The sequence below is a fragment of the Candidatus Spyradosoma sp. SGI.093 genome (assembly GCF_050314555.1).
In the GTDB taxonomy this organism is placed as follows: domain Bacteria; phylum Verrucomicrobiota; class Verrucomicrobiia; order Opitutales; family UBA953; genus Spyradosoma.
This window is the reverse complement of sequence record NZ_JBNPNH010000003.1, coordinates 293,688-309,324: the sequence shown is the minus strand read 5'-3', so window position 1 is coordinate 309,324 and position 15,637 is coordinate 293,688. Positions and strand designations below refer to the sequence as shown.

Sequence of the window (15,637 nt, the reverse complement as noted above, 5' to 3'; positions counted from 1 at the left end):
TCTCAACCCCGACAAAAATAAAGCGCGCCGTGAGCGCGCGCTCACAGCACTTTCGCGAGAAAGTCACGGATGCGCGGATTCGCCTGCGACGAGAAAAACTCCCTCGGACCGCAGTCCGCCAGAAGCGTTCCCGAGTCCATGAAAAGAATCCGAGACGCCACCTCCCGTGCGAACGCGATCTCGTGCGTCACCACGACCATCGTCAACCCGCCCTCGGCGAGATCCTTCATCAGCGAAAGCACTTCGCCGACCATTTCCGGATCGAGCGCCGAAGTCGGCTCGTCGAACAGAATCACGTCGGGCTTCATCGCGAGCGCGCGCACGATGGCGATGCGCTGCTTCTGCCCGCCGGAAAGCTGCTGCGGGAACGCGTCGCGTTTCTCGAAAAGCCCGATGCGCCGCAGCAGCCGTTCCGCCTCCGCGACGGCCTCCGCCTTCGTGCTGCGTCCGGTCTTCACGGGCGCGAGCGTGATGTTGTCGAGCACGCTCAGATGCGGGAACAGGTTGAAATGCTGAAAGACCATGCCGACGCGCGTGCGATAGGCGTTGATGTCGCCGCCGCGCGCGCCGACGCGTTCGCCGCGGAAAAGAATCTCGCCGCCGTCTGGCGTTTCGAGCAGATTCAGACAGCGCAGAAACGTGCTTTTGCCGGACCCGCTGGGCCCGAGCACGAAGACCGCCTCGCCGCGGCGGATTTCGGCGGAAACGCCGTTCACGGCGACGTGCCCGCCGAAAATCTTCTTCAGACCGCGAATGCGGAAAAGCGGCTCGCCGCCCGCGGCGGGAACGGAATCGGAAGGCGTGTTCATGGATGCGGAAGGTTCTTTCATCGTTCGTTGCGTTTCAGGCGTTTTTCCAGGCGGGAGAGCAGGGCGGAGAAGAGCATCACGATGGCAAGATAAATCGCCGCGACCGCGAGCAGCGGCAGAAACGCCGTGTACGTCTGGCTGCGGATCACGTCGCCCGCCTTCGTCAGATCCTGCAGCGCGATGTAGCCGGCGACGCTCGTTTCCTTGAGCAGCACGACGAACTCGTTGCCGAGCGCGGGCAGCACGTTCTTCAGCGCCTGCGGAAGCACGACGTGCACCATCGTCTTCGCGTGGCTCAGCCCGAGACTGCGCCCCGCCTCGAACTGCCCTTCGTCGATTGACATGATGCCGCCGCGGATGATCTCCGCGACGTAGGCGCCCGAGTTCACGCCGAACGCGACGATCGCGACCAGCGTCTTGCTCACGTCCACGCTCCCGAAAATCACGAAATAAATGATGAGCAGCTGTACGACGACCGGCGTGCCGCGAATGACGGTGAGATAAATCCTGCAGAGAAAATCCGCGAATTTCAGCGAGCCGTTCTTGTCGTGCGTCGCGCGTATCACGGCGACCGCGAAGCCGAAAAACAACCCCAGAATCACCGCGAAGAACGAGACTTCGAGCGTGACGAGCAGCCCGTTCGCGAGGTAGCGCCAGCGTCCGCCTTCGACGAAGTTCGTGTAAAAGGCGCCCGGCGTTCCCGCGCGCTTTTCCGCTGCCGTTCCCGCGGAGGCGCCCGCCGCGTCGTCCCACGCCGGAAGCGTTCCCGCGCCGTCCGCAGTATATTTCTTCAGAATCGCTTCGAGCCGTCCGTCCGCGCGCATCTCGCGCAGCGCGGCGTCGATGCCCGCGAGTAGCTCCGCGTTTTCCTTGGCGACGGCGAACGCGTAGCTCTCGCTCGCGAGCGGCTCGGGCAGAATCCGCAGCTCGTCGGGATGCTTTTTTTCAAAAACCTTCGCGGGCTGGTCGTCGAGCACGAGCACGTCGATCTTCCCCGCGAGCAGCGCGGAAACGCCGAGCGCGCCGTTCTGAAAACGCTCCGGCTCGGCGATGTGCTTCGCGACGTAGAGATCGCCCGTCGTGCCGTGCTGCACGCCGACGCGCTTGCCCCGCAGCTCCGCCGGGCTCGAGACGCCGCGCTGCGCGGGAACGATGACGACCTGACGCGCCTCGACGTAGGGCAGCGAAAAATTCACCTGCCGCCGCCGCTCCTCCGTTACCGTGATGCCGGACGCGGCGACGTCCGCCTTGCCCGTGCTCACGGCGGAAATGACGGAATCGAAGCTCATGTCCTCGATGACCAGCCGCCGCCCGAGCGACTCCGCGACGGCGCGCATGATCTCGGGATCGATTCCGACGATGCGGTCGCCCTCCCGAAATTCGTAGGGCGGGAACGTCGCTTCCGTCGCGACGATGAGCGTTTCCTCCCGCGAGGAATCGCCGCACGCGGCGCAGAGCAGCGCGCAGACCGCCGCCGCCGAAATTTTCAGAAAATTCATGGCGTCCATTCAACCCGCCTTCCCCGCCGGAGACAAATTCTTTTCCCGCAAACGTCATGCGCGCTGTAAGTGCGCGATTACGGGAACGCGGAAAATCTCCCGCGGATTTCGCGGATTGACGCGGAAAACGCCCTGGCGGGGCGAAACAAGCGTAACCCCATGCGCGCCGCGAAGCGCGCGCTTGGGGAACGCTCCGCGCATCGAGCGCGCCTAAAAGGCGCAACCACCCTCGCGCCCGCGTTCGTTTTCGCGGCGCTTTGCGCCCGCGCGCGCCGTTCTCGCTTGCGCGCGGGGCGCGGGCGCGTAAAATGGGCGCTTCAACAATCAACTTCTTTTTACTTATGAACGTTCAGACTTCTCAAGCTCCGGGCGGAATCCTCGGCGAACTCGTCGCCTGCGATCCGCAGAACACGAATCTGCTCGTGCAGAAATACGATTACGACGGCATCGTGCGCGGCGGCGTTATCGTCGTCCACGAAACGCAGCGCGCGGCGCTCTACATCAACGGCGTGCGCGAGACGCTCATCGAGCCGGGCCGTTTCGTCTGCGACGAATCGGCGAACATTCCCGTGCTCGACGAGATGCTCTCCGTCGCGACGAAAGGCGAGACGACGTATCCCGTTTCGGTCTGGTTCGTCAGCACGACGGTCGAAAACAATCTGCTCTGGGGCGTGCGCGTCGTCGGACGCGACGCCGATTACGCGCAGACGATCAACGTCGGGCTGAACGGCTCGGCGGTCGTGCGCGTCGCGGCGCCGGAGACGTTTTTGGACAAGTTCGTCGGCACGCTTTCGCGCTTCACGGCGGAGGACGTCGCCGAGAAGATCAAGGCGTGGCTGATGACGCCGATCCGCACGGCGGCGGCGCGCGCGTTCGCGGAATGCGGCTCGATGATCCGTTTTCAGACGGAGCTTCCCGCCGTGCAGGCGCGCGTGCGCGAAGAGCTGAACGCCGAGATCGGCGAGCTCTACGGGCTCGAATTCACGCGCTTCGAAATCCGCAGCGTCGAGAGCGACGACTACCAGCAGATCGTCGCCGAGGAGCGCGCGGGAACGGCGGAGGCGCGTCGGCTGGCGCGCCTGGGCGTCGATTACGCGACGGAGCGGCGCTTCGGGATTTTGGACAGGGCGGCGTCGAACGAAGGCGCGGGCACGCTCATGGGCGCGGGGCTCGGGCTCGGCGCGGGCATGCCGATGGGCGCCGCGTTCGGCGAAATGCTGCGGCAGACCGCGGGCGCGGGAACGGGAACGCCCGCGGGAACGCCTTTCGCCGCCGCCGGCTTCGCGGGAGCTTCCGTCGCCGCCGCGACTCCGCCGCCGATTCCGCCGAGCGCCGCCGCGGGCGCGCCCGCGTATTTCGTCGCGCTCGGCAACGTGCCGACGGGACCGTTTTCGCCGGAACAGCTCGTCGCCGAAATCCGGCGCGGCGCGCTCGGCGCGGGAACGCTCGTCTGGCGCGCGGGCATGGCGAGCTGGATTCCGATCGCGACCGATCCGGCCTTCGCGCCGCTGTTCTTCCCCTCGAAATAAACTCCGAAAAAGAAAGGCTTCACGATGAAAATTCTGACCGGAAAATCCGTCTCTCTCTGGGCCGTCGCGGTCGTCGCGACCTGCGCTCTCTTCGCGATCTTCGCTCCGGAAGAGCTCTCCGTGCTCTTCTGGGAAAACCTCGTCTGGCTGCTCGCGCTCGAAACCTTCGGGCTCTTTTCGATCTTCGCCGTCTCCTCGCGCGGCGCCTATTCGACGCAGAACGTCGCCGTCGCCTCGCAGATCGTGAACTTCACGGGCTGCGGCTTCCTGCTCTTCGCCGCGTACAACGGGCTGACGCTGATTCCGCACTGCGACGTTTCGCCGAAATGGTACTACGCCGCGCAGATCGTGCTTTCCGCGTGGTGGATCGGCAAGATTCTCTTCCTCTCGATGGGCGCCGAAGCGCAGACCGAGCTGCACGCCGCGCACGAACGCCGCGTCGCCGAAAAACGCTCGCGCACGGCGACCTTTCCCGCGCTCGTTCCCGTGTTCCGCACCGTCGTCGCCGGAAAAAGCTCGCTCGACGCGCTCAAAAAACAGGCCGCCGAACGCGCGCTGACGCGCTTTTTCGACGCGGCGACGCGCGTTCCCGCCGGAGAATTTTCGGAAAATCCGACGTTCGCCGAACTCGTCCCGCAGGAGTTCGCCGCCGTGCAGCGCGCGATGGACGCGCTCGCCGACGCCGCCGACGCGGACGCTCCCGACGCGCTCGCGGCGCTCGAAAAGACTGCCCGCGACGCCGCCGCCCGCATTTCCGCCGCGCGCACGCTGAAGCGCGCCGCGGTCGCGATCGGCGACGCGCGATGAAAAACGCTCCCGCAAAGGCGCCGCGACGCGAAGAACGTTTCCCGATTCCTCCGTCTTTCCCTTTAAGCTTTCCCTTCTTCCGATGTCTTCCGAAAAAATCACGCTTCACGAAATCAAGTGCCCGAACTGCGGAGCGACGATCAGCCGCTTCAACCCGTTCGCGGTGACTTGCCGCTGCCCGAACTGCGACAAGATCTTTCAGATTCTCGGCGGCGCGCATCGTCGCGACATCGACCGTCCCGAGCGCATCTTCCCGTTCAAGATCACGAAGGACGAATTTCGCAAAAAATTTTCGGACTGCTTCTGGCGCGAATTCTCGCGGGAATACGGCGAGAAGGTTTCCGCCGAGGCGGAGTTCGGCGACGAGGCGCCGTTCTACGTCGCGGCGTATTTCTTTGACGAGCGCGTGCCGATGCGCCTCCTCGTCCGGCTGGAACCCCAGGAAGGGTTGCCTTCGGAAACGACGCTCGACGCGCACGCCACCGTCACGGGAACGCTTCCCGCGACGGACTCGCGGGCGCTTCCGCCGGGGCTTGCGGAAGCGACGAACGCGGTGCGCTACGTCCACGCCGAGGCGGAATTTTTCCGTCCGGAATACTTCGGCGAAATGGAGGACTGCAACATCGTCGATTCGACGCTGCCGGCGGATTTCATTTGGGAGAAGAAAGTGGTGCCGAAAATCCAGAACCGGCGGGATTTCGGGAGCACGATTCCGGACTGGGAAGCGTTTTTGAATCGGAAGGTGTCCGGCGTCAGTCGCGTCGAAGTGGAGAACTTCACGAAATACAAATTCGCCTACGTTTCCGTGTGGCGCCTCGCGTTCACCTTCAACGGGAAAACGTATTACTACGCGTGCGACGGTTCGGGGCGGAACGAAGAATTCTCGTTCCCGCCCGATCCGATTCGCGAACGCGAAGAGCGGGAACGCCGCGAGGCGGAACGGAAAGCCGAATGGGAACGCAAATCGGCGGAGGAACGAAAGCTGCGCCAGGAAGCTGCGGCGAAAAGGGCGCGGAAAGAGGAAAAATCCACGGTGCTGATGGGAATCGCCCTGATGGTGGCGCTGGTGCTCATCGTCTGCTTCATTGTCACGATGACCATGTTGGACTTGTGTTTGCGGGATGAAGCAAGCCAAGCTTTCGTCGTCTGGTTCGGTGCCGGGGGATTGGTGGCCCTCTTCGGGATAACGGAGAGCGCAGGGGGGAAGGCAGTGGGGCTGGGCTGCCTCACGGCGCTTTTGTGCCTTTTCGGGTTGATCGCCGCGATTGTGTTCTTGTGCATTTGAAATCGCGATGAACGACGGGAACGGAAATTCAGGGGAGAAGCGGCGTTCCCGCCGCTTTTTCGGAATCCCCGTCGGGGAAAGAGCTCCGAAGCGACAGGAATGTCGCTTCTCCCCTAAGAGGAAGGCGACTGGAGGATGAAGATTTATGACTGAGACGAAGAAAAACGAAAAGCGCGAGAGCGCGTTGTTGAGTCTGGCGGCGAACATCGTCGTGCCCGCGCTGATCTTGTCGAAAGGCGGCGATTGGGCGCCGCAGGTGCCGGCGGCGGCGCGGCTCGTCGTCGCGCTCGCGTTCCCGTGCGCGTATTTTTTTTATGACTACGCGCGTCGCCGCGAGGCGAACTGGATTTCCGTGCTCGGCTTCGCGGGAACGCTGCTGACGGGCGGCGTCGGGCTGATGCGGCTTTCGCCGTTTTGGGTGGCGGTGAAGGAGGCGGCGATTCCCGCGCTGATCGCGGCGGCGCTGTTGTGTTCGCGCAGGCTCTGCCGCACGCTGCTCTTCAACGAAAAGATCTTCGACGTTCCCGCGATCGAGGCGGCGTGCGCGTCGCGCGGGACGGAGGCGGCGCTCGCGGGAACGCTGCGCCGGGCGTCGCGCGTGCTGGCGGCTTCGTTCGCGCTGAGCGCGGCGCTGAACTTCGCGCTCGCGCGGCTTGTCGTCACGACGGATCCGGCGGAGAACCTCGACGCGTTCAACGCGGAGCTCGGCAGGATGCTTTCGCTGTCGTGGCCGGTGATCGTGCTGCCGTGCATGTTTTTCATCGCGGCGGCGCTGTGGCTGCTGCTGCGCGGGCTTTCGGCGGCGTCGGGCATGCCGTCGGAAAAGCTGCTGAAGATCGAGTCCAAGAATTAGCGCGAACGCGTCGCGGCCGCCCGAATCTTTACTTTGCGTTCCCGAGCGCGGGAGCGTAGTGTTTTCGCACTTATGGATCTGAAAATCGCAGTTTTGCCGGGCGACTACATCGGCCCGGAAGTGATGGACGCGGCTCTGCCGATTCTCGAAAAGGCGCTCGCGAAGCGCGGGCACAGGCTCGAATATTCCGTGCATCCCGTCGGCGGCGCGGGCATCGACGCCTGCGGCAAGGCGCTCCCGGACGAGACGCTCGCGGCGTGCAGGGCGGCGGACGCGATTCTGTTCGGCTCCGTCGGCGGCCCGAAGTGGAAGGACGTCCCGCGGGAACAGCAGCCCGAGCGCGGCGCGCTGCTGCCGCTGCGCAAGCAGTTCGAGCTCTTCGCGAACGTGCGCCCCGGGCTGCTCCTGCCCGCGCTGAAGGCGTCCTCGCCGATCGCGCCCGCGCGCATTCCCGACGGCATCGACATGGTGTGCATCCGCGAGCTCACCGGCGGCATTTATTTCGGCAAGCCCAAGGCGACGACGACGCTCGAAAACGGCGAGCTCGAAGCCGTGGACACGATGCGCTACCGCACGAGCGAAATCGAGCGCATCACCGACGTCGCGATCGCGACCGCGCGTTCCCGCCCGCGCCGGACGATCTGCCTCGTGGACAAGTCCAACGTGCTCGAAACCTCCGTGCTTTGGAACAAAATCGTCACCGAACGCGTCGCCGCGCTCGCGCCCGACGTCACGCTGACGCACCTGCTCGTGGACAACGCCGCGATGCAGCTCGTCGCGAATCCGGGGCAGTTCGACGTGCTGCTCACGGAAAACATGTTCGGCGACATTCTTTCCGACGAAATGGCGGTCGTCTGCGGCTCGCTCGGCATGCTTTCCTCCGCCTCGCTCGGTGCGGGCAAAAACCGCCACGGCTTCCCGTTCGGGCTCTACGAGCCGTCCGGCGGGAGCGCGCCCGACATCGCCGGTCAGGACAAGGCGAACCCCTGCGCGCAGATTCTTTCCGCCGCGCTCATGGCGCGCCACAGCTTCGGGCTGAACGACGTCGCCGAGGACATCGAACGCGCCGTCCGCGAGACGATCGACGCGGGAACGCGCACGGGCGACATCGCCTTCGGCGGCGCCTCCGTCGGCACGAAGGCGATGGCGGCGGCGATTCTCGAACGCGTCTGAGCGCGGGAACCGCCATGCCCGATTCTCCCGCCGCAGTCGCGCTGCTCGCCGCGAATCTGATTTTTCTCGCCGTCGGCGCGTGGTTCGCCGCGACGGAGGCGGCGCGCCTTTCCCGCGCGCGCGCGTTCCCGGCGGGAACGCTCGCGCCGTGGCGCGCGACGGGCGCGGAGCTCGTTTTCTTCTTCGTCGCCTTCGTGCTCGCGTTCGTGGCGCTCCCGCAGCTCGGATTCGCCGCGGCGCGCGCGGTCTTTCCGGACGTCGATCTCGCGGCGAATCCCGTCTATGCGGTCGGCTTTTATCAGCCGCTCGTCGCGGCGTTCGTGTGGGGCGCGTTCTCCGGGCGCAGGGTTCCGTTCGGCGACGCGTTTCTCGAAAAAATCCGCGCGAAGCTCGCGGACGGCTGGAACGCGGCGGGCGCGCTGCCCGCGCTCTCGCGCCTCGCGTGGCGTTCCCGCGAAAACGCGTGGGCGTTTTTCGGGCTCGCGCTGCTCGTCGTCTTCGTCGCCTCGGCGCTTTCGCAATGCGTTCCCGCGGTTTTCCCGGAGCTGAAGGACGCGTGGGCGCGCGACCAGATTCTGGTGGACAATCTGCGCTCGCTCGAGCATCCGTGGGCGCTGGCGCTGTTCGTGCCCGCGCTCGTCGTGTTCACGCCCTTCGTCGAGGAAGTCTTTTTCCGCGCGGGGCTTTATCGTTTTCTGAAGGCGAAGACGGGCGGCGTTCCCGCGGCGCTGCTGACGGGGCTTTGCTTCGCGCTCGCGCACGATTCGTGGGCGGGCGTGCTGCCGCTCGCGGCGCTGAGCTGCGTGCTCTGCCTCGCCTACGAGCGCACGGGACGACTCGCCGTTCCCGTCCTCGTCCACGGCCTCTTCAATCTCAATTCCCTCCTGCAGATTCTCGCGGACAAATAGCCCCGCCCCCTCGGTTCCGAATACCGATGCAAGCCCAAATTTCGACCCCGGAATGCACGGGCGAACACGGAGTAAGTCATTTGGCGAAAATTCGCGGAAACTTAGGGGAGAAGCGGCGTTCCCGCCGCTTTTTTGAAGTTTGCCTGAAAGCAATTTCGAGGAAGCGACAGGAATGTCGCCTCTCCTTTGATTGCTCTTTAAGCGTTCATAAGTTTCTTGTGTTTATGCGGTCTCGGCGGCGTTTCACCACCGGTATTCGGAACCGGGGATAATGCGTTTTCAAAATTCCACCTTAAACGCTTTATGAAAAAATTAATCACCATCACCACGCTCCTCGCCGCTGGAACAGCATTCGCGAATGCGGCAGAACCGAACGGCATCGTCTCTACGGAAACTCTCTGGACGATGAATTTCGGTTCTTCTCTGGAAGGCGGATACGAAATTGTCAATTCGTCCGGATCTTATGCTCTGGATAATGTTTGGGATGTCACCGGCTGTACGGATGAAAGCGGGGTAAATATTTCAAGCCAAAAGCGCCCTCACTTGGTAGGAGACACCGGAGTTACTTGGGGTGATGACTTCAAATTTACGGTGACTTTTGCCTTGGGAGATCCTATTTCAGCAAGCAACAATTGGCCTGTTGTTGCGACGCTTACGGACGGAACGAACAATCTGCGTTTTGGTCCGTACACAGGTGGTAGTAATTATGTGAATTTGGACGGAAATAGTCGTGATGTTTTTACGAAGACGCTGACAGATCAAGTTCAGCTTTCGTCCGGCGTAGAATACACCGCAGAGCTTTATGTCATCGATAACGTTGCAAGCCTTTACATCGATGGGGTTTTGGCTTCTGTTGGGGAACTTAATTCTGCGACATACGTTGCCGGAAATAAAGTTAACAATATCATGATTGGTGGCGGTAACGGCTCCGACTATCGTATCAATGAAAATGTCTCGAGCATTTCAATGACGAAGCTTTCGATGATTCCCGAGCCGTCGGCGTTCGGGCTGTTGGCGGGTCTGGGCGCGCTGGCGTTGGCGGGAACGCGTCGTCGCCGCAGGAAATAAAGTTCAGGAGTGGAGGAGCTCAGGAGTTTGGAAGGTAGTTACTTTTCGACCTTTTAAGCTTTTTCGACGCCTCGATTCTTTTCATCCCTTTTTCATAGTGTGTGTTGGCGTTCCCGCGGAGCGATCCGCGGGAACGTTTTTTTTGTCGCGGAAGGGAGCGGAGCATTTCACGGTTCCGCGCGGCGGTGAAGGCGGCGCTTTTCCGGGAATGAACTTTCCGCTTCTTTTCGGGCGAGGCGGCGGGTAGAATCCGCGCATGTTTTTCTCGATTTTGAAGACGCTCGTTCCCGACGCGCATTTCGCGCTACAGCTTCTGGCGTTCACCGTCGGCGGATTTTTGGTCGGGCTCGTGCTGCGCAAGGCGCTCATGGCGCTTTCCCGCCGCATGCTGGGCGCCGTCCGCGCGGGAACGCGTCCGTTGCGCCGCATCGTCGCGGGAACGCTCTTCGAGGCCGTCGCGCGCACCAGCGTCTTCCTGTTCACGGGGCTCGGCGTCGTCGCCTTCCGCGAGTTCACGGAGACGACCGCGCCGTTGAGCGAGGAGGAGACGGGCGCGCTCGCGCGGCTGTTCTGGATTTTTCTGATCTGCGCGCAGACGATTTTTCTGTGGCATTGCGTGCGGCTTCCCGTCGCGCTGGTGCGCCGTTACGCGTCGCCGAAGAACAAGTCCGCGGCGACGCTGTTGCCGTTGCTTTCGGCGCTGCTCAAGATCTTCGTCGTCGCGCTCGGCGTGCTGATCGTCATCCGGATCACGACGGACACGCAGCCGGCGGAGATTCTCGCCATGCTCGGCATCGGCGGTCTGGCGCTCGGTCTCGCCGCGCAGGATTCCGTGAAGAACTTTTTCGGCTCCGTGATGCTCATCGTCGATCGGCCGTTTCAGGTCGGCGATTCCGTGGACGTCGGCGGCGGCACGGCGGGAACGGTGGAGGAAGTCGGCGTGCGTTCGACGCGCATCCGTTCCCGCGACGGCGCGCTGCTGTGCATTCCGAACGGCGACCTCGCCAACCGCACGATCCGCACCGTGACGGCGCGCGAGACGATACGCGACGAATTTCGGCTCGGGCTGACTTACGACACGCCGCCGGAAAAAATCGAGGAGGCGCTCGCGATTCTCGCCGAGTTGACGGACGTTCCCGAGTGCGTCCGCGAGGGCTCGCGCGCGCCGCGCATTCATTTCGACGCGTTCGGCGAATCCTCGCTGGATCTTTCGGTCGTCTATCATTTCGCGTCGTCGGACTACGCGGCGTTTCTGCGCTTCAAGTCCGCGCTGAATCTGGCGATTCTACGGCGTTTCGCCGCGGCGGGAATCGAGTTCGCGTTCCCGACGATTTCGGTGGAGACGAAGTGAGGCGGGCGTTCCCGCCGCGTCAGAGCGTCGAAAAATCCGGCGGCGGGATCGTCGAAAACGTTTCGCGGAAAAGCGTCGCGCGTGCGCGGTCGAGCGCGGCGGCGTGCTCGCGGTCTTCCGGAATTTTTTGGCGGAAGGCGACGTGCGCGTCGAGCGCCTCTTCGAGCAGATCGTCGATGCGGGCGCGCGCGTATTCCGGAAAGACGCCGAGATCGCAGGCGAGGCGCAGCAGCGAGAGCGCCGAAACCGCTTCGCCCTGCGAGAGCGTCACGCCGAAGCGCGATTCGCCGTAAACGCGCCCGATCTGGTCGGCGACGCCCGTGCGGTTTTTGCGCACGACGCGCCGGCGGGCGTTGCGTTCCTGCTCGACGAGACTGCGGCTCCATTCGACCAGATCCGCGACGATCGCGTCGGCGGGCCGGTCCAGCGTCCGCCGGTTGGAGATCTGGAAAAAGCTGCCCGTCGCGTCGGAGCCTTCGCCGAGCCAGCCGCGCACCGTCATCCCGCACATGTCGAGCGCGCGGACGACCTTTTCCATCTGGCCGTCCATGACGAGCCCGGGCAGATGCGCCATGACGGAGACGCGCATGCCTGTGCCGAGATTCGTCGGGCACGCCGTGAGAAAGCCGTAGCGCGGCGAGCGCGCGTAGGGCAGCGCGGCGCCGATCGCGTCGGAGAGCGCTTCCGCCGCGCGCGCGAGCCGGGCGAGATCCGGGTCCGCGGCCGTCGCTTGAATGCGCAGGTGGTCTTCTTCGTTGAGCATGACGGAGCACTTGCGGTTGGCGGAAACGACGACGGCGGCGCCTTCGCGGCCGACGAGCTCGGCGGAGATGAAGCGGCGCTCGGCGAGCAGGCGCGCTTCCGTCGGCTCGAGTCCGCGCATGTCGAAGACGGTCGCGCCTTCGAATTCGGGCAGCCGCGTCAGCGCGTCGATCATGCGCGTCTTCAGCGCGTCGCGTTCCCGCGGCGCGAGCCGGTCCGGGAAGAACGCGTCGGCGAGATTACGCGCCAGGCGCACGCGGGAGCTCCGCAGCACCGGGAGCGACGGGCGCGTGATCAGCGCGGAATCCGCGAGAAAACGGGCGAGGGCGCTCATTGGGATTTCCCTTTCCGGCGGGAGCGCGGCGCGGGCCTGCCGCCTTTTTCGGAAGATTTTTCGGCGGCGGGCGACGGCGATTTGCGGGCGCGCGCGCGCGGTTTTTTCGGCGTTCCCGCGGGCTTCCGCGCGGGCGCGTTCTTCGCGGCGTCCGCCTTGCGGCGTTCCCGCAGCGCGTCGCGCAGCTTCGCCGCGAGCGCGTAGTCCTCCTTCTCCACGGCGGCGCGGAGGCGTTTTTCGAGCGCGTCCGTCGTCTCCGCCTCGGGCGCGGCGGCGGGCGTTTCCGCGGGTGCGCCTTCGTCCCGCGCGGCGGGCCCGGCGTCGCCGTGAAGCGCGTCCGCGTGCTGCAGCTTGGGCAGAATCATGGCGAGCGCGTCGGAAAAGACGTCGTAGCAGCGGGCGCAGCCGAAGCGCTCGTTCTTCAGAAAATCCGTTTCGCTCATGCCGCAGTTCGGGCACTTCGTTTCGGTGCCGCGCTGCTTTTTTTCGAAGATTTCGATCGCGCCCTTCAGGATTTCCGAGCCGACCTTGTCGCCGAAAAGCTTTTTCGTCAGCATCTCGGCGAACTTGATGACGGAAAGTTCGGGGGCGTTCTGCTTCGCGGCGCATTTCTCGCAGAGATGCACCCTGCGCGTCTTCCCGTCGATGATCTGCGTCAGGTGGACGGTCGCGGGCGCGCCGCAGATGTCGCATTTGAAAGCTTCGCTCATGATGGGGAAGATTTTGCAGAACGCGTGCCGTTTGACAACGGGCAATTGCCCGGCGGGGCTCAGACGAGCAGGGCCGCGAGCAGCAGGGCGGCGGCGAGGGCGACGAGCAGCGCGAGCGCGCGCCGTTCGCGGGGCGTGGTGCCGAAAATCATGCGCGGGAGGCGAAAAAGCCGTCGACCTGGGCGACGACGAAGTCCGCGAGCGCGAGCAGCTGCTTCGCGCCGAAATCGTCGGCGAAGGCGGCGACGGACGCGCGCGCCGCGGCGATTTCCTTCAGGAAGCAGGCGCGGCATTCGTCGAAGACGCCGGCGGCTTCCATTTCCGCGGCGAGTTTTTCGGGCGAAAGCGTTCCCGCGGCGACGGCGGCGGCGGTCGCGGCGCGCTCTTCGGCGGATTTCCCGCGCAGGAAAAGAATCATCGGCAGCGTGTACTTGCCGCTCGCGAGGTCGGTGCCGAGCGTCTTGCCGATGGCGGCCTCGGCGCCGAGGAAATCGACGAGGTCGTCGAAGATCTGATACGCGCGGCCGAGCGCCCTGCCGAACGCGGCGCACGCCTTGCCGCGCTCCGCGCCGTTCCCGCCGAGCGTCGCGCCGATGTAGGCGGAGATCTCGAAGAGCTCGCCCGTCTTCATCTGAATGATGTCGAAATACGCCTCGACGGAAAGTTCGGCGTTCCCGCGCTCCGAAGTCTGCCAGATTTCGCCGTCGCAGATTTTGCGCGTGGCGGCCGCCGTGGCGCGGCAGAGCTCGGCGGAATCGAAGTCCGCCATGAGCAGCAACGCGTGCGCGAGAATGGCGTCGCCGAGCAGCACCGCCGTGTGCGAGCCGTATTTCGCGAAAAGCGTCGGCGAGGCGTGGCGGATCTTCGCGTCGTCGAGCACGTCGTCGTGCACGAGCGTCGCGAGGTGGATCAGCTCGACCACCGCCGCCGCGCGGACGAGCGCGGGATCGACGCTCCCGTCGCGCCAGCCGGAAAGAAAGACGAGCGCCGGGCGCAGACGCTTGCCCGCGTGCGAAAACGTGTAGCGGACGAGCGGGCGCGTGACGGGCGCGAACGCGGCGACCTGCTCCTCGAGAAACGCGTCGAGCGCCGCGATGTGCGGGCGGATCGGATCGAAGATGCCGCTTTTCGAAAGCGTTTTCGTGAGCGGTTCCTGCGTTGTGTCGGGCGATTGCATTTAAGACGAAAAAGTAAGAGCCGCGCCGCGCGGACGCAAGCGCGAAGCGCGCGCCGCGGGAACGGATTTTCGCCGCGCGCTTGCGCCGGAGCGGGAATGCGGCTAATGTCGCCGCCCTCATGCTGTATTTTCTGAAAGACCTGGAAGAATTTTGGGGGCCGTTCCGCCTGTTCGAATACCAGTCCGTGCGCGCCGTGCTCGCGGGCTTCGTCGCGCTGCTGCTCGGCGCCGTCGTCGCGCCGCGGCTCATCCGCCGCCTGCAGAACGTGATTCAGCCGGAGCGCGGGCGCGACCTGCTCGGCGCCGCCGCTCAGGAAAAGCGCAAGGTGCCGACGATGGGCGGGCTCGTCATCTTCTTCTCCGCGCTCGCGGGAACGCTGCTGTGCGCGCGCCCGAACGTGTACGTGTTCTGCGCGCTCACGGTCTTCGTCGGCATGACCGCCGTCGGCTTCTGGGACGATTTTCAGAAAGTCGTGCGCGGGAACGCCGACGGCATGAGCTCGCGGCTGAAATGGGCGCTGACGTCGCTCACCGCGCTCGCCGCGTTCGGGATTCTGCTCTGCAAGGGCGGTTTCCGCATGGACCTGCTCGAAATCTGGATGCCGCTGATGAAACGGCCGCTCGTCGCGTTCGACGGCGCGGTGATCTCCTCGAACGACCTTTCGACGCTCGGTGCGCTCCTGTTCGCGGGCGGCGTGTGCGCGCTTTTCTGGTTCGTCTGCGTCGGCACGAGCCACGCGGTGAACCTGACGGACGGCGTGGACGGGCTCGCCGGCGGCTGCGCCGTGCCGAGCGTGTTCGTCCTGGGCATCGTCTCCTATCTCGTCGGGAACGCGCGCTGGGCCGCGTATCTGAACATCGGATACGTCGCGGGCGTGGGCGAGCTCGCGATCTTCTGCGCGGCGCTCGCGGCGGGCATTCTCGTCTTTCTCTGGTTCAACGGCGCTCCCGCGACGATCTATATGGGCGACACGGGTTCGCTCGCGCTCGGCGGCGCGCTCGGGGCGACGGCGCTGCTCACGGGGCACCCGCTGCTGCTCGCGATTTCCGGCGGCGTCTTCGTCGTCGAGACCGTTTCCGTGATGATTCAGACGAATTATTTCCGCTACACGAAAAGGCGCTACGGCGAGGGCCGGCGCGTCTTCCGCATGACGCCGATTCACCACGCGTGGCAGCTCGGCGGCACGCCGAACACGAAGATCGTCGTCCGCTGCTGGATCGTCTCGCTCGCGCTCGCCGTGCTCGCGCTGATTTCGCTGAAGATGCGCTGAGCGCGGGAACGCAAAGGAGGGCAAGCGTCCCGCGTGCCCTCGGATCCCTCCCGCCAAGACGCCAAGGCGCAAAGAAAGACCGCGAAGTCAAAGGAAGTTAA

General features: G+C 64.7%; 14 protein-coding genes. 9 read left to right on the top strand and 5 right to left on the bottom strand.

All coding sequences use genetic code 11. The annotated features are described in order from the left end of the window. Positions 1–41: 41 nt before the first annotated feature. Positions 42–809 carry an amino acid ABC transporter ATP-binding protein gene (locus tag ACQREB_RS05295; protein WP_427766164.1) on the bottom strand — a complete coding sequence of 256 codons (768 nt, stop codon included), beginning with the start codon at positions 807–809 and terminating at the stop codon, positions 42–44. Positions 810–826: 17 nt separating this feature from the next. Continuing rightward, a complete protein-coding gene (locus ACQREB_RS05290; protein WP_427766163.1) occupies positions 827–2,308 on the bottom strand; it encodes an ABC transporter permease subunit in 1,482 nt (493 codons plus the stop codon). 341 nt (positions 2,309–2,649) lie between these two features. Between ACQREB_RS05290 and ACQREB_RS05285 the strand changes: the two genes are divergently transcribed. From ACQREB_RS05285 to ACQREB_RS05250, 8 genes are all read left to right on the top strand, one after another. After that, positions 2,650–3,837, top strand: coding sequence for an SPFH domain-containing protein (locus ACQREB_RS05285; protein WP_427766160.1), 1,188 nt, complete (start codon positions 2,650–2,652; stop codon positions 3,835–3,837). Positions 3,838–3,861: 24 nt separating this feature from the next. Then, the gene (locus tag ACQREB_RS05280; RefSeq protein ID WP_427766158.1) at positions 3,862–4,644 is read left to right on the top strand and encodes a hypothetical protein; all 783 of its coding nucleotides are present in this window, start codon (positions 3,862–3,864) and stop codon (positions 4,642–4,644) included. An 82-nt stretch (positions 4,645–4,726) separates the two neighbouring features. After that, positions 4,727–5,929, top strand: coding sequence for a hypothetical protein (locus ACQREB_RS05275; protein WP_427766155.1), 1,203 nt, complete (start codon positions 4,727–4,729; stop codon positions 5,927–5,929). A 145-nt stretch (positions 5,930–6,074) separates the two neighbouring features. Continuing rightward, a complete protein-coding gene (locus ACQREB_RS05270; protein WP_427766154.1) occupies positions 6,075–6,782 on the top strand; it encodes a VC0807 family protein in 708 nt (235 codons plus the stop codon). A 72-nt stretch (positions 6,783–6,854) separates the two neighbouring features. Beyond that, the gene (gene leuB / locus ACQREB_RS05265) at positions 6,855–7,955 is read left to right on the top strand and encodes a 3-isopropylmalate dehydrogenase (RefSeq protein ID WP_427766151.1); all 1,101 of its coding nucleotides are present in this window, start codon (positions 6,855–6,857) and stop codon (positions 7,953–7,955) included. A 14-nt stretch (positions 7,956–7,969) separates the two neighbouring features. Further along, positions 7,970–8,863 carry a CPBP family intramembrane glutamic endopeptidase gene (locus tag ACQREB_RS05260; RefSeq protein ID WP_427766150.1) on the top strand — a complete coding sequence of 298 codons (894 nt, stop codon included), beginning with the start codon at positions 7,970–7,972 and terminating at the stop codon, positions 8,861–8,863. Positions 8,864–9,166: 303 nt separating this feature from the next. Next, positions 9,167–9,931, top strand: a complete 765-nt coding sequence (locus ACQREB_RS05255) for a PEP-CTERM sorting domain-containing protein (RefSeq protein ID WP_427766148.1) — start codon at positions 9,167–9,169, stop codon at positions 9,929–9,931. A 256-nt stretch (positions 9,932–10,187) separates the two neighbouring features. After that, positions 10,188–11,282, top strand: a complete 1,095-nt coding sequence (locus ACQREB_RS05250; RefSeq protein WP_427766145.1) for a mechanosensitive ion channel family protein — start codon at positions 10,188–10,190, stop codon at positions 11,280–11,282. A 19-nt stretch (positions 11,283–11,301) separates the two neighbouring features. On the opposite strand, the gene ACQREB_RS05245 is transcribed toward ACQREB_RS05250, so the two are convergent. From ACQREB_RS05245 to ACQREB_RS05235, 3 genes are all read right to left on the bottom strand, one after another. After that, the gene (locus ACQREB_RS05245; protein WP_427766142.1) at positions 11,302–12,378 is read right to left on the bottom strand and encodes an ATP--guanido phosphotransferase; all 1,077 of its coding nucleotides are present in this window, start codon (positions 12,376–12,378) and stop codon (positions 11,302–11,304) included. Beyond that, on the bottom strand, positions 12,375–13,088 hold the full coding sequence (locus ACQREB_RS05240) for a hypothetical protein (RefSeq protein WP_427766140.1): 714 nt from the start codon (positions 13,086–13,088) through the stop codon (positions 12,375–12,377). Before ACQREB_RS05240 ends, ACQREB_RS05245 begins: the two co-directional genes overlap by 4 nt. Positions 13,089–13,236: 148 nt before the next feature. Next, entirely contained in the window at positions 13,237–14,265 is a 1,029-nt protein-coding gene (locus ACQREB_RS05235) for a polyprenyl synthetase family protein (protein ID WP_427766137.1), read from the bottom strand. A gap of 119 nt (positions 14,266–14,384) precedes the next feature. Here ACQREB_RS05235 and mraY point away from each other — a divergent pair, with 119 nt between their 5' ends. Beyond that, positions 14,385–15,536: a phospho-N-acetylmuramoyl-pentapeptide-transferase gene (mraY, locus tag ACQREB_RS05230; RefSeq protein ID WP_427766135.1), complete on the top strand. Its 1,152-nt coding sequence runs from the start codon at positions 14,385–14,387 to the stop codon at positions 15,534–15,536. Positions 15,537–15,637 lie beyond the last annotated feature (101 nt).

Excerpts from the sequence above, each read along its gene's own strand:
- ACQREB_RS05290 (WP_427766163.1), bottom strand. The coding sequence starts at position 2,308 with ATGAATTTTCTGAAAATTTCGGCGGCGGCGGTCTGCGCGCTGCTCTGC.
- ACQREB_RS05260 (WP_427766150.1), top strand. The coding sequence starts at position 7,970 with ATGCCCGATTCTCCCGCCGCAGTCGCGCTGCTCGCCGCGAATCTGATT.
- ACQREB_RS05245 (WP_427766142.1), bottom strand. The coding sequence starts at position 12,378 with ATGAGCGCCCTCGCCCGTTTTCTCGCGGATTCCGCGCTGATCACGCGC.
- ACQREB_RS05240 (WP_427766140.1), bottom strand. The coding sequence starts at position 13,088 with ATGAGCGAAGCTTTCAAATGCGACATCTGCGGCGCGCCCGCGACCGTC.
- ACQREB_RS05280 (WP_427766158.1), top strand. The coding sequence starts at position 3,862 with ATGAAAATTCTGACCGGAAAATCCGTCTCTCTCTGGGCCGTCGCGGTC.
- ACQREB_RS05255 (WP_427766148.1), top strand. The coding sequence starts at position 9,167 with ATGAAAAAATTAATCACCATCACCACGCTCCTCGCCGCTGGAACAGCA.
- mraY (WP_427766135.1), top strand. The coding sequence starts at position 14,385 with ATGCTGTATTTTCTGAAAGACCTGGAAGAATTTTGGGGGCCGTTCCGC.
- ACQREB_RS05270 (WP_427766154.1), top strand. The coding sequence starts at position 6,075 with ATGACTGAGACGAAGAAAAACGAAAAGCGCGAGAGCGCGTTGTTGAGT.
- ACQREB_RS05275 (WP_427766155.1), top strand. The coding sequence starts at position 4,727 with ATGTCTTCCGAAAAAATCACGCTTCACGAAATCAAGTGCCCGAACTGC.
- ACQREB_RS05235 (WP_427766137.1), bottom strand. The coding sequence starts at position 14,265 with ATGCAATCGCCCGACACAACGCAGGAACCGCTCACGAAAACGCTTTCG.
- ACQREB_RS05250 (WP_427766145.1), top strand. The coding sequence starts at position 10,188 with ATGTTTTTCTCGATTTTGAAGACGCTCGTTCCCGACGCGCATTTCGCG.
- ACQREB_RS05295 (WP_427766164.1), bottom strand. The coding sequence starts at position 809 with ATGAACACGCCTTCCGATTCCGTTCCCGCCGCGGGCGGCGAGCCGCTT.
- ACQREB_RS05285 (WP_427766160.1), top strand. The coding sequence starts at position 2,650 with ATGAACGTTCAGACTTCTCAAGCTCCGGGCGGAATCCTCGGCGAACTC.
- leuB (WP_427766151.1), top strand. The coding sequence starts at position 6,855 with ATGGATCTGAAAATCGCAGTTTTGCCGGGCGACTACATCGGCCCGGAA.